This is a genomic window from Rouxiella aceris (assembly GCF_012933545.1).
In the GTDB taxonomy this organism is placed as follows: domain Bacteria; phylum Pseudomonadota; class Gammaproteobacteria; order Enterobacterales; family Enterobacteriaceae; genus Rouxiella; species Rouxiella aceris.
In genome coordinates this window covers 243297-264662 of sequence record NZ_JAADJU010000002.1, presented here as the reverse complement: position 1 = coordinate 264662, position 21366 = coordinate 243297, and the positions used below count along the sequence as shown (strand labels likewise).

At 51.5% G+C, this 21366-nt stretch carries 22 protein-coding genes and 1 tRNA gene; 13 read left to right on the top strand and 10 right to left on the bottom strand.

What is annotated here, in order from left to right:
* The first annotated feature begins 1 nt into the window (after window position 1).
* Window positions 2-1570 carry a formylglycine-generating enzyme family protein gene (locus tag GW590_RS04850; protein ID WP_328803041.1) on the top strand — a complete coding sequence of 523 codons (1569 nt, stop codon included), beginning with the start codon at window positions 2-4 and terminating at the stop codon, window positions 1568-1570.
* A gap of 37 nt (window positions 1571-1607) precedes the next feature.
* Window positions 1608-2057 (top strand): IrmA family protein, encoded by a 450-nt coding sequence (locus tag GW590_RS04845; RefSeq protein ID WP_169401888.1) that lies wholly within the window; start codon window positions 1608-1610, stop codon window positions 2055-2057.
* A 1655-nt stretch (window positions 2058-3712) separates the two neighbouring features.
* Here GW590_RS04845 and GW590_RS04840 read toward each other — a convergent pair.
* The 5 genes from GW590_RS04840 to GW590_RS04820 all read right to left on the bottom strand — a co-directional run bounded on the left by GW590_RS04840 (window position 3713) and on the right by GW590_RS04820 (window position 6533).
* Entirely contained in the window at window positions 3713-3973 is a 261-nt protein-coding gene (locus GW590_RS04840) for a YceK/YidQ family lipoprotein (RefSeq protein ID WP_169401887.1), read from the bottom strand.
* Between the two features lie 186 nt (window positions 3974-4159).
* Window positions 4160-4639, bottom strand: coding sequence for a hypothetical protein (locus tag GW590_RS04835; protein ID WP_169401886.1), 480 nt, complete (start codon window positions 4637-4639; stop codon window positions 4160-4162).
* Between the two features lie 76 nt (window positions 4640-4715).
* The gene (locus GW590_RS24170; RefSeq protein WP_211186641.1) at window positions 4716-5066 is read right to left on the bottom strand and encodes a hypothetical protein; all 351 of its coding nucleotides are present in this window, start codon (window positions 5064-5066) and stop codon (window positions 4716-4718) included.
* A 292-nt stretch (window positions 5067-5358) separates the two neighbouring features.
* Window positions 5359-5435, bottom strand: a tRNA-Arg gene (locus GW590_RS04825).
* 183 nt (window positions 5436-5618) lie between these two features.
* Complete coding sequence (locus tag GW590_RS04820; protein ID WP_169401885.1) at window positions 5619-6533, bottom strand: L-lactate dehydrogenase; 915 nt, start codon at window positions 6531-6533, stop codon at window positions 5619-5621.
* A 282-nt stretch (window positions 6534-6815) separates the two neighbouring features.
* Between GW590_RS04820 and folD the strand changes: the two genes are divergently transcribed.
* Entirely contained in the window at window positions 6816-7682 is an 867-nt protein-coding gene (gene folD, locus GW590_RS04815) for a bifunctional methylenetetrahydrofolate dehydrogenase/methenyltetrahydrofolate cyclohydrolase FolD (RefSeq protein ID WP_169401884.1), read from the top strand.
* Window positions 7683-7693: 11 nt separating this feature from the next.
* Complete coding sequence (gene ybcJ, locus GW590_RS04810) at window positions 7694-7912, top strand: ribosome-associated protein YbcJ (RefSeq protein ID WP_169401883.1); 219 nt, start codon at window positions 7694-7696, stop codon at window positions 7910-7912.
* 146 nt (window positions 7913-8058) lie between these two features.
* Here the strand turns inward: ybcJ and cysS are convergent, their stop codons facing one another.
* Window positions 8059-9447: a cysteine--tRNA ligase gene (gene cysS / locus GW590_RS04805; protein ID WP_169401882.1), complete on the bottom strand. Its 1389-nt coding sequence runs from the start codon at window positions 9445-9447 to the stop codon at window positions 8059-8061.
* Window positions 9448-9800: 353 nt separating this feature from the next.
* Between cysS and ppiB the strand changes: the two genes are divergently transcribed.
* On the top strand, window positions 9801-10295 hold the full coding sequence (gene ppiB, locus GW590_RS04800) for a peptidylprolyl isomerase B (RefSeq protein WP_169401881.1): 495 nt from the start codon (window positions 9801-9803) through the stop codon (window positions 10293-10295).
* 12 nt (window positions 10296-10307) lie between these two features.
* Entirely contained in the window at window positions 10308-11030 is a 723-nt protein-coding gene (gene lpxH / locus GW590_RS04795; RefSeq protein WP_169401880.1) for a UDP-2,3-diacylglucosamine diphosphatase, read from the top strand.
* 22 nt (window positions 11031-11052) lie between these two features.
* Here lpxH and miaE read toward each other — a convergent pair whose 3' ends face one another.
* Entirely contained in the window at window positions 11053-11664 is a 612-nt protein-coding gene (gene miaE, locus GW590_RS04790) for a tRNA-(ms[2]io[6]A)-hydroxylase (RefSeq protein ID WP_169401879.1), read from the bottom strand.
* 268 nt (window positions 11665-11932) lie between these two features.
* Between miaE and purE the strand changes: the two genes are divergently transcribed.
* Together purE and purK are read left to right on the top strand one after the other, a co-directional pair.
* The gene (gene purE / locus GW590_RS04785; RefSeq protein WP_169401878.1) at window positions 11933-12442 is read left to right on the top strand and encodes a 5-(carboxyamino)imidazole ribonucleotide mutase; all 510 of its coding nucleotides are present in this window, start codon (window positions 11933-11935) and stop codon (window positions 12440-12442) included.
* Window positions 12439-13503 (top strand): 5-(carboxyamino)imidazole ribonucleotide synthase, encoded by a 1065-nt coding sequence (purK, locus tag GW590_RS04780; protein WP_169401877.1) that lies wholly within the window; start codon window positions 12439-12441, stop codon window positions 13501-13503. The genes purE and purK overlap by 4 nt, the downstream gene beginning before the upstream one ends.
* A 185-nt stretch (window positions 13504-13688) precedes the next feature.
* Here the strand turns inward: purK and ybbP are convergent, their stop codons facing one another.
* Together ybbP and ybbA are read right to left on the bottom strand one after the other, a co-directional pair.
* Window positions 13689-16121: a putative ABC transporter permease subunit YbbP gene (ybbP, locus tag GW590_RS04775; protein ID WP_169401876.1), complete on the bottom strand. Its 2433-nt coding sequence runs from the start codon at window positions 16119-16121 to the stop codon at window positions 13689-13691.
* Complete coding sequence (ybbA, locus tag GW590_RS04770) at window positions 16118-16804, bottom strand: putative ABC transporter ATP-binding protein YbbA (RefSeq protein WP_169401875.1); 687 nt, start codon at window positions 16802-16804, stop codon at window positions 16118-16120. Before ybbA ends, ybbP begins: the two co-directional genes overlap by 4 nt.
* Between ybbA and tesA the strand changes: the two genes are divergently transcribed.
* The 5 genes from tesA to GW590_RS04745 all read left to right on the top strand — a co-directional run bounded on the left by tesA (window position 16775) and on the right by GW590_RS04745 (window position 20804).
* Entirely contained in the window at window positions 16775-17407 is a 633-nt protein-coding gene (tesA, locus tag GW590_RS04765; protein WP_211186663.1) for a multifunctional acyl-CoA thioesterase I/protease I/lysophospholipase L1, read from the top strand. The genes ybbA and tesA overlap by 30 nt on opposite strands.
* Window positions 17408-17453: 46 nt before the next feature.
* Window positions 17454-18230, top strand: a complete 777-nt coding sequence (locus GW590_RS04760; RefSeq protein ID WP_169401873.1) for an SDR family oxidoreductase — start codon at window positions 17454-17456, stop codon at window positions 18228-18230.
* A gap of 129 nt (window positions 18231-18359) precedes the next feature.
* Window positions 18360-19217 carry a thioredoxin family protein gene (locus GW590_RS04755; RefSeq protein WP_169401872.1) on the top strand — a complete coding sequence of 286 codons (858 nt, stop codon included), beginning with the start codon at window positions 18360-18362 and terminating at the stop codon, window positions 19215-19217.
* A 211-nt stretch (window positions 19218-19428) separates the two neighbouring features.
* Window positions 19429-20337, top strand: coding sequence for an SPFH domain-containing protein (locus tag GW590_RS04750; RefSeq protein WP_169401871.1), 909 nt, complete (start codon window positions 19429-19431; stop codon window positions 20335-20337).
* Window positions 20337-20804: an NfeD family protein gene (locus tag GW590_RS04745; protein WP_169401870.1), complete on the top strand. Its 468-nt coding sequence runs from the start codon at window positions 20337-20339 to the stop codon at window positions 20802-20804. The genes GW590_RS04750 and GW590_RS04745 overlap by 1 nt, the downstream gene beginning before the upstream one ends.
* A gap of 87 nt (window positions 20805-20891) precedes the next feature.
* On the opposite strand, the gene cueR is transcribed toward GW590_RS04745, so the two are convergent.
* Window positions 20892-21290 (bottom strand): Cu(I)-responsive transcriptional regulator, encoded by a 399-nt coding sequence (cueR, locus tag GW590_RS04740; protein ID WP_169401869.1) that lies wholly within the window; start codon window positions 21288-21290, stop codon window positions 20892-20894.
* Window positions 21291-21366 lie beyond the last annotated feature (76 nt).

Sequence of the window (21366 nt, the reverse complement as noted above, 5' to 3'; positions counted from 1 at the left end):
CGTGAAATTTACTCTGTCCCCTTTACGGTACTGGTTAGTTGTTGGCCTGCTCGCCAATATGTCGCCTGTTCTGGCCGCTCCCTGGGCAAGCAATACTTACAATCCCAAACCCGATGACGAAGATATTGTCCTGCCCATGCCTTGCGAGGGGTCGATGGTTTTTCGTCGCGTCGAGATACCCGTAGCTGGCCCGCTTGATGATCTGCCCATCACGCTAGGGCAAGATGGCGGGGATTGGGGGGTCATCGAACATAGTTACCCGACTTTTATCGCCGGTAGCTTTGCGGATGACAAAAAAGGAAAAGGACGTTATTACCTGATGGCCAAATATGAGCTCACCGCTTTGCAATATAAGGCCTTAACGGAGGGGAGTTGCCCCACTCCCTCACGCATACTCAGCGTACCTGCAACCGGAATGAGCTGGTTCGAGGCGGTTGCGGCGGCCGATAAATTTAACCAGTGGCTGCGCACCAATGCCATCGACAAGTTGCCAAAAGAAGATGGAGCGCCAGGTTTTTTGCGGCTGCCGACTGAAGTTGAATGGGAATTTGCCGCCCGGGGCGGGCTGAAAGTCAACAGTGCCGAGTTCCGCGATGTGCATTATCCAATGGATGATATTAAAAACTATGAGTGGTTTTCAGGGGATCAATCGTCCAATGGCAAAGTGCAACTCATTGGCCTTCTCAAGCCTAATCCTCTGGGTCTTTATGACATGCTGGGTAATGTCTCGGAAATGATGTTTACGCCCTTTTATCTCAACAAGCTGAATCGCTTACACGGTCAGGCCGGGGGCTACGTCGTGCGTGGCGGGAATTTCCAATCTAACCAGTCAGACATCCGTAGTGCCACCCGCAAAGAAGTTAATTACTACAACGACGCAACGCCATATATCAGTAAGAGTACCGGCCTGCGTTTGGTCTTGGTCGCGCCGACCATTACCTCTCAGGATAGAGTTAAACAACTCGAAAAAAACTGGGAGACGCTGGGCGCTGAAAACCCGAATACCGAAAAGAAAAAAGATGATGACAAAGACACCGCCAAAGCACTGGGCAGTCTTGCCTCTGGTGTCGACGATGCGGCTCTGAAACAAAAACTGAAAGATTTGGAAAATCAGCTCCGCGCCAGTAATCAAAAGCAGCAGGAAGATCGCGCCCAGTCGATCCGTGCCAGCCTGAACTTAGGTTCTTTCCTGTGCACCAAGTTGCAAGATGATGGTCGCTTCCTCGATTTCTTAAATCATAACTACGAATTGCTGTGCAAGGATAAAGACGCCAGCGATGCCAATTGCACCACCCGCAAAGCCAAGCTTGGTGAACAAAGCGATAGACTTCAGCAGCTTACTGGTTACTATGCAAGCAGTTTGGTCGATTCCGCAACCCTGTACGGACAGGAAGGACTTAAACCTGAAGTCTCGGTCTTCGAACAAATGCTGACACTTAATAAACGTCTCTCCGGACTTAAACCGTTCCTGGCCGCACACTGGCAAAATCAGCAAAAATACCTGGAAAACGGCAAGATCGATACCGCAGGCTGGCTGCAAAACTGTAAGCAGACAGCTGGAAGTAATTAAGCTTTTTATTGTACAAGCCTGTTGAAGACACTCAATTATGAAATGGATCACCAATATATTACTGGCAATTACACTTCTAGGATTGGATTGGAATATAGCCAATGCTGCCGATGAGCATCGCTATATAAGCATTCGTAATACCGATAGCATGTGGACACAAGGGGTTTGTTCGCTGGCGTTCAGACTGGATAATGGCGGAGCGGGTGAATTCAGTAATCTTTCCATTACATTACAGTTAAGGGACAAAGCAGGCAATGCCCTGAGCGAAGGTATATTGATCGTTCCCCCTTTTGGAGACAGTGATGCCACCCGTTCCGTTGACGCCGCAACCGAGTTCAGTTGCGAGACGGTCGAAAATGCCAGCGCCATTGCCATTACTCAGGCAGTCGAACAGCGTGGCAACAACACTTTAGTCAAGCTACCGCTATCTACCTTTGATCCACAACGCTACCAACCATTAAAGATTGTACTCAGTGATAATCCTTAGTCCGGTATAAGATTTATTAACCCAAATGCCCCCCATACTACGGGGCCATTTCTATTTCTGTCACTGGAAAAGGCTGACTGTAAACATTCGGTTAGTACTCGTCAGAAATGACTCCCCTTGGTGTTTTCTCAGTATTTATGTTGTTGTCGATTAGGTCTATGGTGCTTCGACAATTTTAGCCAGGCAGGAAGATATTTTCTGGAATTTCCATTACCCGCCCCATAAATCAAACACCGCCCTCATGGGATAATATATTTTCATCACCGTTAATACTGCATTTGGATAAACATTTAAAATGTTACATTTATTTACTGTATCCTAATACTTATCCCATATCCGTCATAATTGTTCTTCAGTTTACAAGTTACATCTATCGCACTTACTGTCTAGCTGAACCAAACAAAGGTTTTTGCCGTACCATTCAGATTGCAGCATGAAGACCTCTGAATGCCTGTTATTTAGTAGGATAATTCCTAGCTATTATTTATACTCATAAGTGCTATCACTTGTCTGTATAGTAGTTGGATATCAAAATTAAGAGTAAGAATAGGCCTAGTTCAATAAAAAAAACACAAGATCGAGACATTCTTATATTAAATACATAAAAATTTTAATAAAAAATCCACTTGCAAATTTCATTAGTGCTTCTGTAAAGTATAGGCCACGTATGGGTTACCATCAGTAAAATAAAATAATTAATTAGAGTTATATGCATTTTTATACACAGCAAAGGTATATTGAGAGGTTTTTGTGAAAAGTAGCCATATTGATGCCCATGCTATATGCGGATTCTGTAAAAGTAAATTAACTGATAGCAATAATATATGTTCGCATTGTGGCGCTAAACTTATTAGAAGATATATTGACAGACCAACGAGGATTCTGATTTTATATTTAAGAATTATTCTTACATTAACCTCTGCCTTTTTAATTTTATTACTATCTCAGAACCTTAGTTTTTTAGTGGTATCTATAATTCTAACACCGCTATTCATTTTTATTTCTTGGGTTTTACCTTGGTTTTTATTTAAAGTAAAAAACAGGAACAACAAAATCTGGAGGAGAGGATAAGACATACACTTCAGATGATAATGAATTTTATATAAATCTGATTGAGGTAATTTATTTCCCTCTCGGTGTTTTTTGACTTAAACGCCGCAGGGAAAACCTACGGGTTTCAGAGCATGAGCTGATTGTAAGTGCCCCGCTAAAAAGAACGATTTATTTTTGGCGTTTCCAGCATCTTTTAAGGCATACGTCCATGTTTCGCTCTTTACCGACTGTCAGATTTAATCGTGCCGTAGTACTGAATCAAGTCGCGGCTAATTACAACTAATGCCCGGTAAATAACGTATTTAAAGCCTGCAAAACAGAGTCTGATGCCTACGTAAATTCCTACCATCAATAAGAGATACAGCGCTGAACAACATGCGTGAAGCGCTAATTTTCACAACTGATCCCCGGATGAGACACGCCATCGCTGAGTATTAGATCGATACCCCCCGAGGCAAGCAAGTCAGGTAAGGCGATTGGCGTGGCTTTAATGCTACCGCAAGCCGAGTTTTATGTGAGCGGAGATTTGCAGCAAATTCTAACGGCATCAGGTCTGGCTAATACACCTAAGCGAATGACTCCGCACATTTCCTTCTCCCCCTTTAATTCATTCTGTAAAGATCTACTGGCAACAACAATGTATCGGTTACCAATGAAATGGGGAGATCGATTAAAGCGAAGAGTAGAAAATGAGACTGGAGAAATTTTCCATCCAGCTGGGTCCCCGGGTATATACCCTTTTGCGGACTGCTAAATTCATTGGGATAGAAACTGGGAATACCTGTGCGTCCAAATATTGTTCCGCACCCGCTTAATAATAAAATAAAAGCAATAATAGAGACTGGTTTAACGACTTTCATCATTGTTACTCTCCTTGTTAAAAGACTTGTAATTCAGGCGTTGATTTGTCCCACCCTTAATATTTATTTAGATTAAATCATCGGCTTTGGCATATTCCATTACAGTAAAAACCCTTTCCTCCTCTCTTTTATTAGGTGCGACCCGGCTTTTCTGGCCGCAGGATAAGGTCCCAGGCGCAATGGCGTTTTTTATTGAGAACTCCCTTTACTAAAACGCTCTGAAATTTCGGCTGGCAGTGTTTCGGATATTTTATCAACACCCAAGACATTGGACTGAAAACCAGCCATTACCATCAACACAAATGACGTTCCGGGTTTTCGTTCAGTGGTGTAGTTTTGTGACGTAGCTGTCACGTTATAGTTTTTTTGTTTATCCGAAGGAGTAAGAACACCCGCACCTTGTAGTATAAGGCTGCATTCAGAAATATTTTCTCTCTCCAGATCTTCTTTATCGACAGCGATAACAGGTATGAATTGTGAAGAATCATTGCTTGCTACCATTGCCATATATCCGCCAGTAAATTTCTTTTTGATATAAAGGTCTGCAATGTTTTCGATTTTATAACTTCCCTGCATATCGGGACATGATGAATGGGTGCTTGTCGTTCCGCAACCAGCCTGCAAAAATGTCAGCACAGTAATAATTTTTATTACAGTTCGTTGATTCATTATATTCATCCTTGCTTATCCACAGATAATACCAAGTCCGGATTGCATTGCATGCGATCCTAACTGGTATAGTTTTTTACTTCCGAAAATTTATTGGGAATGTTTTGCCAAGGGTTTCTTCCGAAGAAGTTAACCAGCCATTTGGTCTACTCACAGAAATCCACGAAGTATCATGTTTTCCCCAGTAACTGGTATCACTGATGTCGTTGTCGCGGGGACGAAGAGGGTGTTTTTCACGAAAAGTGGAAAATGCACCAATGGCGAGAAGCCTTTCCTGCACCTGTTTAATCATGACGAAGCAACGCTGGTAGAGCGCATCGTCAATTGTGATGGATTGCCCGTTTCGGGCTGCGAGCGTTAACAGCCAAGTATCCTGCATTAGCATATCGAGGGTACTGACAGTTATGTTGGAAACTGAAGAATGCATTGGCACCATCCTGGTAGCGTTGCGTGTTGCTAATCCTTTAACTCTGCATGGATTCAATAACTTATTGCTTTTGCGTAAGCCTATGTGCTGACTTGTCGCGAAAGATTGAGCTGCCATCCCGTTTGGAGATTGGCTAAACCCTACATGTAGTGATGAATTTATAGTCAGTTATACCCCCATTTGCATGTTGATTTCAATAGATGTCGGGATCAATGAGATGTGGCTGAAAGCCTGGCATGAGAGGGATTGGTGGACTTTGAGAGACGTTAGGAGACGTTAAAATAAGTAGAGGTGGTACGCCCTACAGGGCTCGAACCTGTGACCTACGGCTTAGAAGGCCGTTGCTCTATCCAACTGAGCTAAGGGCGCATTGTAGTGCAAGGAAGCAGTACAGCGGATCCGGATTATACGGGCAGTCGAGGTCGAGTCAATGCCTTTTATGCTTACTGCTTAATGCCTGAACGATTTTACGCGGTTTTCAGACAAACCAGGCGAGGAAAGCGGTTAGATTGAATAAATTTCAATGATTAAGCCTCCTCGCCAGTCAGTGCGTTAGTCTTCTTTGGCGTCAACGGCAGCGCGGATCACCCGTGCCGAGGCCAGATAGGCAATATTTTCATAACTTGTCAGCTCAGGCTGCAGCCGCTGCACCACCCCGCCGCCGCCAATAATCGCCGGTTGGCCAATATAGACTTTTTGCGTATCGTCCCAGGTTGCCACCGGATAAACACTATTGGCATCAGACAAGACGGCATCCACCAGCCGTGCGGTGGCGGTAGCAATACCAAAGCTGGTCCAGCCTTTGCCTTGCAGGATCTGCCATCCGCCGCCGCGTACCGCGGTGTCCATTTCCGCCCAATCAACGTCGCGATCCCCGGTCAAATCCGCTACCGGGCAACTGCCAATGGTCACGGTGCTCCAGGCAACAAACTGCGATTCGCCGTGCTCACCCATCACAAAGCCATTAACGCTTTTGGGGTCGACATTAAAGAACTCGCCCACTACCCGCTTCATGCGTGCAGTATCGAGGGAGGTGCCGGTGCCAAATACGCGGGCGTGAGGCAAGCCACTGCTTTGCTGAATAATTTGGGTGATCACATCGCAAGGGTTGGTGATATTAATAATCACCCCGTTAAATCCGCTGGCGATGATTTTTGGCACCACTTCACGCACCGCAGCGCGGGTTTCCGCCAGCTCTTCCAGGCGATTTTCACGCAGCAGCGTTTTGGGGCCGACGGCAATAACAATCACATCGGCGTCGCCGAGTGCGGCATAGTCGTTGGCGATCACCGCCACGCGTGAGCGCGTCAATGAAGCCATATCGCGCAGTTCCAGCGCCTGGCTGGCAGCCTTTTTTTGGTCCTGATCAATCAACACCAGGATGTCACACAACCCCTGTGTGACTAATGAGAATGCAGTATCGGCACCGACATGCCCCGCGCCGATAATGCCCACTTTACGCGTCATGATTGTGTTCCTTTTATCAACATCTGTAGCGATTTTCTCTCTGTCACTCTGGCAAAGAGGCCATGAAAACGATTAACTTTGGGTCGTTTTTCAGCCAAATGCAATGATAAAAAAATCATAACTTACGAATCTGCCGAACATTTTTTGCTGCGCGTGCTAAAAAAACGGCGCGTTGCCAATGATATGTTGTGCTTATTATGATTCAACGCCTGACAGCGCGCGCAGCTTCTGCCAAAATAGGCGCATCCCCCCGTAATTATTAATTGATGGATTTCTTCCCAGATGGCAGCAAAGATTATTGACGGTAAAACGATTGCGCAGCAGGTCAGAAGCGAAGTTGCTGAGCAAGTGAAGCTACGCCTGGCGCAGGGTAAACGTGCTCCCGGGCTGGCCGTAGTGCTGGTGGGTGAAAACCCGGCATCACAAATTTATGTGGCCAGTAAACGCAAGGCCTGTGATGAGGTCGGTTTCCTTTCCCGTTCATACGATTTGCCTGTCACCACCACCGAAGGTGAGCTGCTGGCGCTGATTGAGCAGTTGAACAATGACAGCGCAATAGACGGTATTTTGGTACAGCTGCCGCTCCCGGCGGGCATTGATAATGTCAAAGTGCTGGAGCGCATCCATCCCGATAAAGACGTAGACGGTTTCCATCCTTATAACGTCGGCCGCCTGTGTCAGCGTGCCCCCAAGCTGCGTCCCTGTACGCCGCGCGGCATAGTAACGCTGCTGGAGCGTTATAATATCGATACCTTTGGCTTAAACGCTGTGGTGATTGGTGCCTCCAATATCGTTGGCCGCCCGATGAGTATGGAACTGCTGTTGGCAGGTTGTACCACCACGGTCACCCACAGATTTACCAAAAACCTGCGCCATCATGTCGAAAACGCCGATTTATTGGTCGTTGCCGTCGGCAAACCGGGCTTTATTCCAGGAGATTGGATCAAACCGGGGGCGATCATCGTTGATGTCGGTATTAACCGTCTGGAAAGTGGTAAAGTAGTCGGTGATGTAGAATTTGAAACGGCATCTCAACGCGCGGCGTATATCACTCCGGTTCCCGGCGGTGTTGGCCCGATGACCGTAGCGACTCTGATTCAAAACACCTTGCAGGCATGCGAGGAATATCACGATGTGACTTCACAATAAGACAGGATGACATGGAAACTTTTTATCTCGAATCTCACCCGCACGTAGAACTCTGCGACCTGCTCAAATTTATGGGCTGGTGTGAGAGCGGTGCAGCAGCAAAAGCGGTGATTGCCGAAGGCCTGGTTAAGGTCAACGGTCAGGTAGAAACCCGCAAGCGCTGCAAAATCCTGGCCGACCAGCAGGTTGAATTCGCCAGCAGTAAGATGGTGGTGAAAGCCTCCGCGTAATCAGCGATGTCTGCCTACGCAAAAAAGCGGCGATTATTCAATATAATCGCCGCTTTTTTATTGCTTGTGGCAACCGCTCGCCCCCCGCTCACCTACTCAACCAAGTGACCGGGGTCAGCCCCTGCGGCGCGAAGGAGGCAGGGGATCTATTTGCGACGCCAGCTGGTACCTTGCGGCCCATCCTCCAGCACAATGCCCATCTCATTTAAACGATCGCGAGCCTGATCGGCCATTGCCCAGTTTTTACTGGCACGGGCATCGTTACGTTGTTTGATTAGCGCCTCGATCTCGGCAACTTCGCCGTTATCGTCGGATTGCGCCCCGGATTGCAGGAACTGTTCAGGATCCTGGGTCAACAGTCCCAGCACCGCAGCCAAACGGCGCAACTCTGCCGCCAGGCCATTGGCAGCCTCGAGATTTTCCGTTTTCAGACGGTTAATATCGCGGGCCATATCAAACAGCACCGAATAGGCTTCCGGCGTATTGAAATCGTCATCCATAGCGGCACGGAAACGGGCTTCAAAGGCTTCGCCACCCTTGGGCTCAACGTTGGCGTCGGTACCGCGCAGCGCGGTATAGAGGCGTTCCATTGAGGTGCGGGCAAGTTTCACATTCTCTTCGCTGTAGTTCAGCTGACTGCGATAGTGGCCAGACATCAGGAAATAGCGCACGCTTTCGGCGTCGTAATATTTCAGAACGTCGCGCACGGTAAAGAAATTATCCAGCGATTTCGACATCTTCTCACGATCGATCATCACCATACCCGAGTGCATCCAGGTATTTACGTAAGGACCGTCATGGGCGCAGCTCGACTGCGCGATTTCATTTTCATGATGCGGGAACATCAGGTCAGAACCGCCACCGTGAATATCAAAATGCGAACCCAGCTGTTTGCAGTTCATGGCCGAACATTCAATGTGCCAGCCCGGACGGCCTTCGCCCCAGGGTGAAGACCAGCTTGGCTCACCGGCTTTTGACATTTTCCACAGCACAAAGTCCATGGGATTGCGTTTGACATCGGCCACTTCCACGCGGGCTCCGGCCTGCAGCTGATCGAGATCCTGGCGCGACAGCAGGCCATAATCCGCATCGCTCTCAACGGAGAACATCACATCACCGTTCACCGCCACATAGGCATGGTTACGATCGATCAGACGCTGCACAATCTCGATAATCTCGGCAATATGGTGCGTGGCCCGCGGCTCGGCATCGGGTGGCAAAATGCCCAATGCGGCGAAATCGCTATGCATTTCGGCGATCATTCGCGCCGTCAGGTCAGTAAAATCCTCACCGTTTTCAGCGGCACGTTTAATGATTTTATCCTCAATATCGGTGATGTTACGCACATATTTCAGTGAATAGCCTAAATAACGCAGATAACGCGCCACGACGTCAAAAGAAACAAATGTCCGCCCGTGTCCAATATGACAGAGGTCATAAACCGTGATCCCACACACGTACATGCCCACCTTTCCGGCATGAATTGGTTTAAATTCCTCTTTCTGGCGACTCAGGGTATTAAAAATCTTCAGCATCGAGCTATTCCATCTGTGTTATGGGCAAAAGTTATGGCTAAAAGTGTGTGTGTCGGGGATTTTTATCCCCCAAGGCATTACCACCCCCCCGGCAAAACCACGGCGGCAACGGCTTGTTGAACAATAGGTTCATAATATAACGAAAACTTCGCAGCGGAAAAGGCATAAGCCGGATGATACGCATATTGTCTGCTTTTTAGGGTTATAACGTCCCCCTCAGAACAGTGGCCGGCTGGCAACTGACACACCAGACAAAAGCAGGGGCTGACGGCAACTTTTGAGTTATGGTATAAGAAAAGGCTATAGTACTGCCTCATTAATGAGTAAACACTAACAAAAGCAGGATGATTATTATGGTCACTTTTCACACCAACCACGGCGATATCGTTATCAACACCTTTGCTGACAAAGCGCCAGTCACCGTTGAAAACTTCCTGAACTATTGTCGTAAAGGGTTCTACGACAACACTATTTTCCACCGTGTCATCAACGGTTTTATGATCCAGGGCGGCGGTTTTGAACCCGGCATGAACCAGAAAACCACCGATGCACCAATCAAAAATGAAGCCAACAACGGCGTGAAAAACACCCGCGGTACGCTGGCAATGGCACGTACCAACGATCCACACTCCGCTACCGCACAGTTCTTTATCAACGTGGTTGATAATGATTTTCTGAACTTTAGCGGCGAAAACTCACAGGGTTGGGGCTACTGCGTATTTGCAGAAGTGACCGACGGCCTGGACGTTGTAGAAAAAATCAAAGCCGTGCCGACCGGTCGTAGCGGTATGCACCAGGATGTACCAAAAGAAGACGTGATCATCAAAAGCGTTACCGTTAGCGAATAACGCGACGCAGGAATGACAACGCTTTTTATCGCAGATATTCATCTTTGCGCACAGGAACCGGCAATTACTGCCGGTTTTCTGCGTTTTCTTCGCCAGGAAGCGGCGCAGGCCGATGCGCTCTATATTCTTGGCGATCTGTTTGAAGCCTGGATTGGCGACGACGATCCGCAGCCGTTACATACCCAGATTGCCCAGGCACTCAATCAGTTACATCAACAGGGTGTACCCTGCTTTTTTATTCACGGCAATCGCGACTTTCTGCTCGGCCGCCGTTTTGCCCGTGACAGTCTGATGACGCTGCTGCCAGAAGAGAAAGTGCTGGAACTCTATGGCCGTCGTATGGTGATTTTACACGGCGATACGCTGTGCACCGATGATGTGGCTTATCAAAAATTTCGTAAAAAGGTGCACAAGCCGCTGATCCAAAAATTGTTTTTGTGGCTGCCCCTCAAGTGGCGACTGGCGATTGCCGCCAAAATGCGCGCCAACAGCAAGGCGTCAAACAGCCAGAAAGAGATGGCGATTATGGACGTCAATCCCTATGCGGTGGTGCGCACCATGCAAACCCACGGCGTGCAGTGGATGATCCATGGTCATACCCATCGACCGGCCATTCATGAAGTGATGCTTGGCGAGACGGTGGGACATCGCGCCGTGCTGGGTGCCTGGCATCAACAAGGCTCGATGATCAAAGTCAGCGCAGACGGCGTGGAACTTATCCACTTCCCGTTCTGATCTTGCCCGCTCAAACTGCCCCTTAAAGTGGGACCCCGCTGTGAAAACGGAACTGTTCGTCAGGTGACAAGATCAGTTCCGCCTCTACCCTACCCAATTCCTGTACCCGCTCGCTGATATCCTCACCGGCATACTGCTGCGCCAAGGCCAGATAATCTTTAAAATGCCGCGATTCAGAGCGCAGCAGCGAAGTATAAAAGCGCGACAGCGTCTCATCGAGAAAGGGCGCGATTTTGGCAAAACGTTCGCAGGAACGCGCCTCAATATAAGCGCCAATAATCAGCCGATCGACCAAAAGATTGAGATCGTCATGGTGGCGCGAATGTTTTAGCAAGCCATTGGCGTAACGCGAGGGAGAGAGTACGACGTAGCTGATATTGCGCTGCTGCATAATCTCCACCACCTGTTCAAAGTGATGCAACTCCTCGCGCGCCAGACGGGCGGCACAAAACAGCAGCTCGGTGCGATCGAGGTAACGGGTCATCAGACTCATGGCCGATGCGGCGGCTTTTTTCTCACAGTTGGCGTGATCAATCAGCATGATATCCTGATTCTCCAGGGCGACATCCACCCAACGCGCTGGCGTCTCACAGTGTAAAAAGTCATAAATAGGGGCCAGCAAATCCTGAGTCATAGCATGGTTTCCGATAGCATTATTTCTGATAAAGTTTTGGACAATCCGTTCTGCGCTGATTATACAAAGTCATTGTCGGCTTCTCACCTGTTTACGGCGACGCAACCGTTTTCCTTGCCGATTTGCCGTGGTATGATTTGCGCCCTCTCGGCCAGATAATCATTTTTGTTTATTCCGTTCTGTGCTGAACGCCACGCGTTTTAGCAAAAAAATAGCGAATAAGCCGCCCGTCTGGCAACGCTTGCATAATCACAGGAGCTTTACAGGCATGACATCCAACGTTACCCCGGCCAAAATCGCCATCGTCATGGGGTCTAAAAGTGACTGGGCAACCATGCAGTTCGCTGCTGACGTCCTCACAACGCTGAATATCCCTTTTCATGTCGAGATCGTCTCCGCGCACCGCACGCCGGATAAACTGTTCAGCTTTGCCGAGCAGGCATCGGCCAACGGCCTGGATGTGATCATCGCCGGTGCCGGCGGTGCCGCGCACCTGCCGGGGATGATTGCCGCCAAAACGCTGGTTCCGGTGCTGGGTGTACCGGTGCAAAGCGCGGCACTGAGCGGCGTTGACAGCCTCTACTCCATTGTACAGATGCCGCGCGGGATCCCGGTGGGTACGCTGGCGATTGGTAAAGCCGGTGCCGCCAACGCCGCGCTGTTGGCGGCACAGATCCTGGCGCTGCACGATAAGCCTATCGCGCTGGCGCTGGCGCAATGGCGTCAGGCACAAACCGAAGAAGTGCTGAACAACCCCGACCCACGGGAGGAAGCATGAAACCAGTCTGCGTACTAGGCAATGGCCAACTGGGTCGTATGCTGCGCCAGGCAGGCGAACCTTTGGGTATCGCCGTCTATCCGGTAGGTCTGGATGCCGAACCTGAAGCGGTACCTTTTCAAACCAGCGTGATCACTGCCGAAATTGAACGCTGGCCTGAAACCGCCTTAACCCGCGAACTGGCAAGCCATACCGGCTTTGTCAACCGCGATATTTTCCCGCGCCTGGCCGATCGCCTGACGCAGAAGCAGTTGCTTGACCAGTTGGGTCTGGCCACTGCGCCGTGGCAACTGCTGGCCGATGCCGCAGAATGGGCGGAGATTTATCCGCGCCTTGGCGAGCTGGCGATCGTCAAACGTCGCGTAGGCGGCTATGACGGCCGCGGTCAATGGCGTTTTCGTCAGGGGGAAGAAGTCACCCTGCCGCAAGAGTGTTATGGCGAATGCATTGTCGAGCAAGGGATTAATTTCTCTGGCGAAGTTTCACTGATTGGCGCACGCGGGCACGATGGCAAGACGGTGTTTTATCCGCTGACCCATAATCTGCATCAGGACGGGATCCTGCGTACCAGCGTTGCCTTGCCGCAGGTTAATGCCGCGCAGCAACAGCAGGCAGAATCAATGCTGTCGGCGATTATGCACGAACTCGGCTACGTGGGCGTGATGGCCATGGAATGCTTTGTGGTTGATGGCGGCTTGCTGATTAATGAACTGGCACCGCGGGTACATAACAGCGGGCACTGGACGCAAAATGGCGCATCCATCAGCCAGTTTGAGCTGCATTTGCGCGCGATCCTCAATCTACCGATGCCAACTCCAGTCGTCAGTACGCCGTCGGTGATGGTCAATTTGATTGGTACCGATGTCAACACCCAGTGGCTGAGCCTGCCGCTGGTGAATCTGCATTGGTATGAAAAAGAGGTCAGAGCCGGACGCAAGCTGGGACATCTTAATCTTAACGATGCCAGCCCGCTGCTGCTGAAAGATAATCTACAGGCGCTGGTGCCAATGCTACCGGCAGAATATGCCAGCGGTATTGCCTGGGCACTGGAAAAGCTGTGATCCGTTAAGCAAGGGGGCATTCGCCCCCTTGAGTTTGATGACAAAGTCGTCTTGATGATCGAGATACCCGGGCATAGCACACCCAGGGGCGCTCCGGCGGGCAAGCCCGCTACGACCCCAACGGTGCACTCTCCCTAATAACGGACTTTGTCAGCCGTCTGAAGGGGGCATTCGCCCCCTTGCTATCAACCAGGATAACGGCGGAACAATGCCTTCCCGCGTAATAACCTGATCCCCAGCCAGCCACCGCATAAAGACAACAACAATGCGCTGGTCAGCGGCACCGCCCACCACAGCACCTTATTCGGCTGCCAGGGGAAATCGAATACCTTACGCTGCAACAGCCATAACGCCGCTTCGGCACCAATCGCCGCCGCCATTCCCGCCACCAGTCCCAGTACGGCAAACTCACACCATAGGGTACTGCGCAGCAGCTTTTTGCTGGCACCGAGGGTTCGATACACCACTAGCTCTTGCCGCCGCTGATGCATACCCACCTGGATCTGCGCCAACAGCAGCAATCCGCCACAGAGAATAACCAGGATCACCATCACCTCCAGCGCCCGGCTGACTTGCTGCAACACATCGCCGAGCTGGCCGAGAATGGCACCGATATCAAGCAGGCTCAGCGTCGGGAACTGCCGATTGAGCGCCACCAGCAGCGGACCCTGTGGCTGATAGTGGAAGCTGGTCAGCCAACTCTGCGGCTGACCATCGAGGGCACCTGGCGGAAAAATAAAGTAAAAATTGGGGCGCAGACTGTCCCAGTCAACCTTGCGCAGGCTGGTCACTTTGGCACTAAAATCCTGGGTATCACCGCTAAAGGTCAGGGTATCGCCCAGTTTGATACCCAATCTGCCGGCAATGCCGTCATCCATCGACACCTCACCGGCTTTTGGCGCACCCGTGCCGGCCACCAGCTGATTATGCGCCGGCAGTCCCTGCATCCAGGTAAGGTTTAACTCACGGTTGAGCGCCTCACGTCCGGCGGCATCGGGTGGAACCAGATCTGTCGCCAGTTGCTGATTAATTTTGTTCAGCCTGACGCGCACTATCGGATAGAAGGTATCGGGCTCAACATGATTTTGCCGCAGGAAATCCTTCACTTGCGGTACCTGCTGGTCGGTAATATTAAGCAGGAAATAGTTGGGACTGTCTGGCGGCAACTGTTGTTGCCACTGACCAAGCAGGTCGCCACGCAGTACCAGCAGCAACGCCAGCAACATAAACGACATGGAGAATGCCGCCAGTTGACTGAGAGTCACCCAGGGCTGACGCAGCAGGCGGTTAATGGCCAGACGCAGCCCTAAATGGCTAACGGTCAGACGTTTTAACAGCAACAGACTCAGCCAGCCAATGCCGCCCAGCAACAGCGAAAGCACCACAATCCCCGCCAGCAAAGACCACAGCAGCGCACTGTTGCCCACCAGCGCCACCAGCAGCAACACCACGATCAGCATAATCAGCGGCAAGAAGTAACGCAGTGGCCAGACATTGGCCACCACATCCTGGCGCAGCACCCGCAGCGGCAAGGTAGCCAGCAGTTGGCGATAAGGCCGCAGGCCGACCAGCAACGAGATCACCAGCAGCGCGCCCATCGCCCATAGCCACGGCCAGGCCCCCGCCGCCGGTAATTGCCCCGGCAGCACCGGTGCCAGCATTTTGAGCAACAGTGCCTCAAAGGCCAGGCCAATCAGACTGCCCGCCAGCCCTGCCAGCAGCAGAACCGCCAGCCACTGGCCAATAATCAGCTTTTGCAGCGCCCGCCGTCCGGCACCGAGCGTTTTTAGGACCGCCACCAGATCGTAACGACTGCGGCAGTAATGGCTCATGGAAACCGCCACTGCGGCAATAGACAGCATCAGGGTCAGCAGCGCAGAAAGGGTTAAAAACTGCTGTGAACGCTGCAAGGATCGACTTAGCGCCCCGTCGGACTCTTCCATGCCATACCAACGTTGATCGGGTCGCAGCAAGCCTTTGATTGCCTCGCCATAGCGCTGGATATCCTTGGCCGAACCGGCAAACATATAACGATAACTCAGACGACTGCCGGGCTGGATTGCTCCGGTTTTGTCGACATCCGCCAGATTGATAATCACCCGAGGCGCGGTTTGGAAAGGATTAAAGCCAGAATCTGGCTCTTGATTGATCACCCCGGCAATGCGCAGCGTGGTATCGCCGACATCGAGATTATCGCCGACTTTCAGGTTAAGCAGCGCCAGTAGACGCGGCGCAACCAGCACCGTGCCCGGCTCGGCTTTGACGCCCGGCGGCTGGGTATCGAGCTTGCCATAGAGCGGATAGGCCAAATCGGTGGCTTTAACATCGGCCAGCTGCGGCGTATTGCCAGCAAAAGTCATGGTCATAAACGACAGCTGACGGCTGACTTTTAGCCCCTGTTGGCGGGCATCGTCGAGCCAGGCCTCAGTAATTGGTCGGCTGGACTGCAGAACGCGATCGCCGGCAATAAATTCACGGCTTTGCTCGCTCAGTCCTTTGTCCATCCGATCGCTGATACTGCCCAGTGCCAGCACACAGGCCACCGCCAGCGTCAAGGACAGCCAAACGATCAGCAGCGAAGGCGAACGCCACTCGCGCCAAAACCAGCGCCAGATCATGCGTCCTCCCACAATTTTCCGTCACGCAGGCGCAAGCGTCGCTGACAACGCGCCGCCAGCCGTTCGTCATGGGTGACCAAAATCAGCGTGGTGTGATTATCACGATTAAAGGAGAACAACAGATCGGCGATACGCTCCCCGGTCTGGCGATCGAGATTGCCGGTAGGTTCATCGGCAAACAGCAGTTTTGGCCGTCCGATAAACGCCCGCGCCAGCGCCACCCGCTGCTGTTCGCCGCCGGAAAGCTGTGCCGGTAAATGGTGCAGACGTTCGCCCAGTCCCAGCTGTTTGAGTAGCTGCAGCGCCTGCTCACGGCTGCTGGCATCGCTTTCACCGCGCAGTAACGCGGGCAGTTGGACATTTTCCAACGCATTTAATGTGGGTACCAACATAAAAGACTGAAAGACAAAGCCAACGTTTTTGGCACGCAGCGCCGCCCGCCCTTCTTCGTTAAGGGATACCAGGTTTTTCCCCAATAGCCGCACCTCACCGCTGCTGCCATCGTCCAATCCGGCAAGGATCCCCAGTAACGTCGACTTTCCCGAACCCGACTCGCCGATCAGCGCAATAGTCTGAGCGGGTTTGACAACCAGCTCAACACCGGACAGGATGGAGAGCCGATGCTCACCCTGACCGACGTGTTTACTAAGATGATGAACTTCAAGTACGTTTTCCGCTGGCATCTTCCCTTCCTTCTGTTGATGGGAATGTTAAGTTTTCGCGCTATGGCGGCTGATACGCTGCTGATTGTAGGCGACAGTTTAAGTGCAGTTTACCGCTTGCCGGCAAACACCTCCTGGCCAACGCTACTGAATACTCAGTGGAAAAAGCGTGGCGGTATGCCGGACATTGTTAATGCCAGTATCAGTGGCGATACCTCGGCGCAAGGTCTGGCGCGTTTGCCTGGGCTGCTGCTGCAGCACCATCCACGTTGGGTGCTGGTAGAACTGGGTGCCAATGATGGCCTGCGCGGTTTTGCGCCACCGACCATCAGCCAGACGCTGAGTCAAATTATTGACCAGGTAAAACAGGCCAAGGCACAGCCCTTCCTGATGCAAATTCGTCTGCCGCCAAATTACGGTAAACGTTATGGCGACGCGTTTTACGCGATCTATCCCACCCTGGCCAAACAGGCTGACATTCCTTTAGTTCCATTCTTTATGGAGCAGGTGGCGATCAAACCGGAGTGGATGCAGGATGATGGGCTTCACCCGAATCAGGCAGCCCAGGATTTTATTGCCGACTGGATGTCAGGCAAATTGGCACCTTTGGTGACTCATCATTGAGTAAACCATAATCTCCATATATTAGGGGGCCTTAACAGGTAAAGTTATGCAAAAAACGGTATTGATTACAGGTTGCTCCAGTGGAATTGGTCTGGTTGCGGCACAAGATCTCAGAAATCGAGGTTATCGCGTGCTGGCCACCTGTCGCAAAGCGCAGGATATCGACAATCTGCGCCAACTTGGTTTTGAGACCATTACGCTGGATCTCGACGACAAACAAAGCGTCGCCGCAGCCGCCGCGCAGGTGATCGCCTTAACCGGTAACCGGCTTTATGGGTTATTTAACAACGCCGGGTATGGCGTTTATGGCCCGTTGCACAGCATTAGCCGCGAACAGTTTGAACAACAGTTTTCCAGCAACCTGTTTGGCACCCACCAGCTCACCCAGTTGCTATTACCGGCCATGCTGCCACACGGTGAAGGGCGTATTATTCAGACCAGCTCGGTAATGGGCCTGATCACCACGCCAAATCGCGGGGTGTACGCCGCCAGTAAATTTGCGCTGGAAGCCTGGTCGGATACCTTGCGCATGGAGCTACACGGTAGCGGTATTCAGGTTAGCCTGATTGAACCCGGTCCGCTGCACAGCAACTTTACGCAAAACGTCCAGCAGGCACAGTCCGACAAACCGGTAACCAATCCGGGCATCGCGCAAAGATTCACCCTGGGCGCAGAGGCGGTTTTACCAAAATTGCGCCATGCTTTGGAAAGCCCGCGAGCCAGATTGCGCTATCCGGTCACGCTGGTCGCCCATGTCTTGTCACTATTACGCCGCCTGCTACCGGCTCGCGTGCTGGATAAGCTGCTTAGAAGTAACAGTTGAAATATAATTTACCGCCAAAGCCGTGAGAAGCCGCGCAAATGCATGCCATGCCAAGGGCAGTGGGTTGAAGAATCATGGCGTTGCCCCCATCTACCCGGTAAATGGAACGGACGAGAGAGAACAGAATTTATGCTTGCACAACCTTTAGCAGTCGAAATTAACGAGTCAAATCTTCATCAAACGCTGGAACAGTCCATGACGGTGCCGGTGATGTTTTATTTCTGGTCTGAGCGCAGTCAACACTGCCTGATCCTTGGGCCGATCCTGGACAAACTGGCGGCAGAATATGCCGGGCAATTTGTGCTGGCCAAAGTAGACTGCGATGCACAGCAGGCAATTGCCGCCCAATTTGGTTTGCGCTCTATTCCGGCGGTCTATCTGTTCCAGGACGGCCAGCCGGTTGATGGCTTCCAGGGACCGCAGCCGGAAGAAGTGATCCGCGAACTGCTGAGCAAAGTGCTGCCAAAAGAAGAAGAGCTCAAGGCAGCGCAGGCCACCGCGCTGATGCAAGAAGGCAAGATGCTGGAAGCATTGCCATTGCTGAAAGACGCCTGGCAGCTCAGCCAGCAACGCAGCGATATTGGTCTACTGCTGGCAGAAGTACAAATTCAGCTTAACCGCAGCGATGATGCCGAGGCAGTGCTGGCCACCATTCCGTTACAGGACCGTGATACGCGGTATCAGGGACTGGTCGCTCAGATCGAGCTGTTGAAACAAGCAGCGGATACCCCGGAAATTCAGCAATTGCAGCAGCAGATTGCCGAAGACCCGCAGAACGTCGAGCTGGCGGTGCAGTTGGCGCTGCAATTACATCAAGTGGGACGTAACGAAGAAGCCCTTGAGCAATTGCTCGGCCATCTGAAAAAAGATCTCGCCGCCGGTAACGGCAGTGCGCGTAAAACCATGATGGATATCCTGGCAGCCCTCGGTACTGGCGATGCATTAGCCGCCAAATACCGCCGCCAGCTCTACGCCCTGCTTTACTGATCGTCCACCGCGTATTTTACGCACGCTGTTTTTCTCTCTCGGGAACAGCGTGCTTTTTTCGTGACCTTCCTCCCTGTTTCTCTTTCTCGTTTCCCCTTTAGTCGTATTCTCCCCGCCCAAATGTGCGATGATTTACCGGTGGCAGTCTTGTCTGCACACAGGGAAAGGTTTTACTGACCTTTTGAGATATCTCATTACAGGAGTTGCAACTATGCTGACGTTTATTCCCGTGGTCATCGTTCTGGCGTTGATTGTGGTCTTTGCGGGCATCAAAATTGTTCCCCAGGGCTTTCAATGGACCGTCGAACGTTTTGGCCGTTATACCAAAACCCTGATGCCCGGCTTGAATCTGGTGGTGCCGTTTATGGACCGCGTGGGCCGTAAAATCAATATGATGGAACAGGTGATTGATATTCCGCCCCAGGAGATTATCTCCCGCGATAACGCCAATGTGGCTATCGATGCGGTGTGCTTTATTCAGGTTATCGACCCGGCACGCGCCGCCTATGAGGTCAGTAATCTGCAACAGGCAATCGTCAATCTGACCATGACCAATTTCCGTACCGTGCTCGGTTCGATGGAGCTGGATGAAATGCTGTCACAGCGCGACAGCATCAATGCGCGCCTGCTGCATATTGTCGATGAAGCCACCAATCCGTGGGGGGTGAAAATCACCCGTATCGAAATTCGTGATGTGCGACCACCGGCCGAGCTGGTCTCGGCAATGAATGCGCAAATGAAAGCCGAGCGTACCAAACGTGCCGATATCCTCGAAGCTGAAGGGGTAAGACAGTCGGCTATTCTGCGCGCCGAAGGGGAGAAACAGTCACAAATCCTCAAGGCTGAAGGTGAACGTCAGTCCGCCTTCCTGCAGGCAGAAGCCCGTGAGCGAAGCGCCGAAGCCGAAGCCAAGGCAACACAGATGGTTTCCGCCGCCATTGCTGCCGGGGACGTACAGGCAATCAACTATTTTATCGCGCAGAAATATACCGAAGCGCTGACCAAGATCGGCTCGGCCAATAACAGTAAAGTGATTATGATGCCGCTGGATGCCACCAGTATTATGGGCTCCATTGGCGGTATTGCCGAATTACTGAAAGAAACCAAAGGCGGAAAATAATGCTGCAACAGCTGACGGCAAGTCCGCATCTGTTCTGGTTGTCGCTGGGTGGTCTGCTGCTGGCGGCAGAAATGCTGGGTGCCAGCGGCTATCTGTTGTGGAGCGGCGTCGCGGCGGCGCTGGTTGGTCTGCTGATTTGGCTGATCCCGCTACCGTGGGAGTGGCAGGGGGTGGCTTTTGCGCTGTTTACGGTGATCGCTGCCTTGCTATGGGCCAGTTGGCTAGAGCGTAAAGCTTACGCTGACGCGCCCAATGGCAGCCTCAACCAGCGCGGGCAACAAATGCTGGGCCTGCATGGCCGCTTGCTGGAACAACCGGAAAATGGCTTTAGCCGCATCCGTATTGGTGACAGCACCTGGCGAGTCAGTGGTGCCGAAAACCTTAACATCGGTGACGAGGTGGAGGTAACCGGTGTCGAAGGCAATACGCTGCAGGTGATTCACAGCACCACGGCCCGCCAGATTTAACCTTTCGCACGGCAACCCTTGGTGCTGCCGTGCTTTTTCTGCTGCGTGATAGCGGGCAAACTCCGTCACGCACTGCCTCCGGGCAGGTTACTTATGGCAGCAGCCACTTAGATTATCGATAATCGGGCAAAAAGCGCCATCATCACCGGGACAAGCCTCGGCTAGCGCAAGTAAGCGCTCACGCATGGCTTTCAATTCTTCAATATGCAGGGCGATCTCTTGCGCTTTTTGCAGCGTGCGCGCTTTAACATCGGCGCTATGCCGCTGCGGGTTATTAAATAACGCCACCAGCTCCTGACACTCATCGAGGGTAAAGCCTACCTGTCGCGCCTGACGTAATAGCGTAAGTTCTTCAATATGTCGCGGCGCATAACTGCGATAGCCGTTATCGCTGCGCATAGGCGCGGTGACCAGGCCCTTTTCCTCATAAAAGCGGATCGCTTTACTGGTTAACCCGGTTTTTTTTGCCACATCGCTAATATTCATATTGCCTCCGTTACCTTCCCTTCACTGGAAGGTTATCGCAAAGTTGGCGGATGCGCATTATGAATTTTTAATAGCT

Coding starts and splice junctions, on each gene's coding strand:
- GW590_RS04760 (WP_169401873.1), top strand. CDS start 17,454: ATGCAAAAAACGGTATTGATTACAGGTTGCTCCAGTGGAATTGGTCTG.
- cysS (WP_169401882.1), bottom strand. CDS start 9,447: ATGCTGAAGATTTTTAATACCCTGAGTCGCCAGAAAGAGGAATTTAAA.
- ybbP (WP_169401876.1), bottom strand. CDS start 16,121: ATGATCTGGCGCTGGTTTTGGCGCGAGTGGCGTTCGCCTTCGCTGCTG.
- ybcJ (WP_169401883.1), top strand. CDS start 7,694: ATGGAAACTTTTTATCTCGAATCTCACCCGCACGTAGAACTCTGCGAC.
- miaE (WP_169401879.1), bottom strand. CDS start 11,664: ATGACTCAGGATTTGCTGGCCCCTATTTATGACTTTTTACACTGTGAG.
- GW590_RS04840 (WP_169401887.1), bottom strand. CDS start 3,973: ATGATGAAAGTCGTTAAACCAGTCTCTATTATTGCTTTTATTTTATTA.
- ppiB (WP_169401881.1), top strand. CDS start 9,801: ATGGTCACTTTTCACACCAACCACGGCGATATCGTTATCAACACCTTT.
- GW590_RS04745 (WP_169401870.1), top strand. CDS start 20,337: ATGCTGCAACAGCTGACGGCAAGTCCGCATCTGTTCTGGTTGTCGCTG.
- folD (WP_169401884.1), top strand. CDS start 6,816: ATGGCAGCAAAGATTATTGACGGTAAAACGATTGCGCAGCAGGTCAGA.
- purK (WP_169401877.1), top strand. CDS start 12,439: ATGAAACCAGTCTGCGTACTAGGCAATGGCCAACTGGGTCGTATGCTG.
- GW590_RS04750 (WP_169401871.1), top strand. CDS start 19,429: ATGCTGACGTTTATTCCCGTGGTCATCGTTCTGGCGTTGATTGTGGTC.
- ybbA (WP_169401875.1), bottom strand. CDS start 16,804: ATGCCAGCGGAAAACGTACTTGAAGTTCATCATCTTAGTAAACACGTC.
- lpxH (WP_169401880.1), top strand. CDS start 10,308: ATGACAACGCTTTTTATCGCAGATATTCATCTTTGCGCACAGGAACCG.
- purE (WP_169401878.1), top strand. CDS start 11,933: ATGACATCCAACGTTACCCCGGCCAAAATCGCCATCGTCATGGGGTCT.
- GW590_RS04845 (WP_169401888.1), top strand. CDS start 1,608: ATGAAATGGATCACCAATATATTACTGGCAATTACACTTCTAGGATTG.
- GW590_RS04820 (WP_169401885.1), bottom strand. CDS start 6,533: ATGACGCGTAAAGTGGGCATTATCGGCGCGGGGCATGTCGGTGCCGAT.
- cueR (WP_169401869.1), bottom strand. CDS start 21,290: ATGAATATTAGCGATGTGGCAAAAAAAACCGGGTTAACCAGTAAAGCG.
- GW590_RS04835 (WP_169401886.1), bottom strand. CDS start 4,639: ATGAATCAACGAACTGTAATAAAAATTATTACTGTGCTGACATTTTTG.
- tesA (WP_211186663.1), top strand. CDS start 16,775: ATGAACTTCAAGTACGTTTTCCGCTGGCATCTTCCCTTCCTTCTGTTG.
- GW590_RS04755 (WP_169401872.1), top strand. CDS start 18,360: ATGCTTGCACAACCTTTAGCAGTCGAAATTAACGAGTCAAATCTTCAT.
- GW590_RS24170 (WP_211186641.1), bottom strand. CDS start 5,066: ATGCATTCTTCAGTTTCCAACATAACTGTCAGTACCCTCGATATGCTA.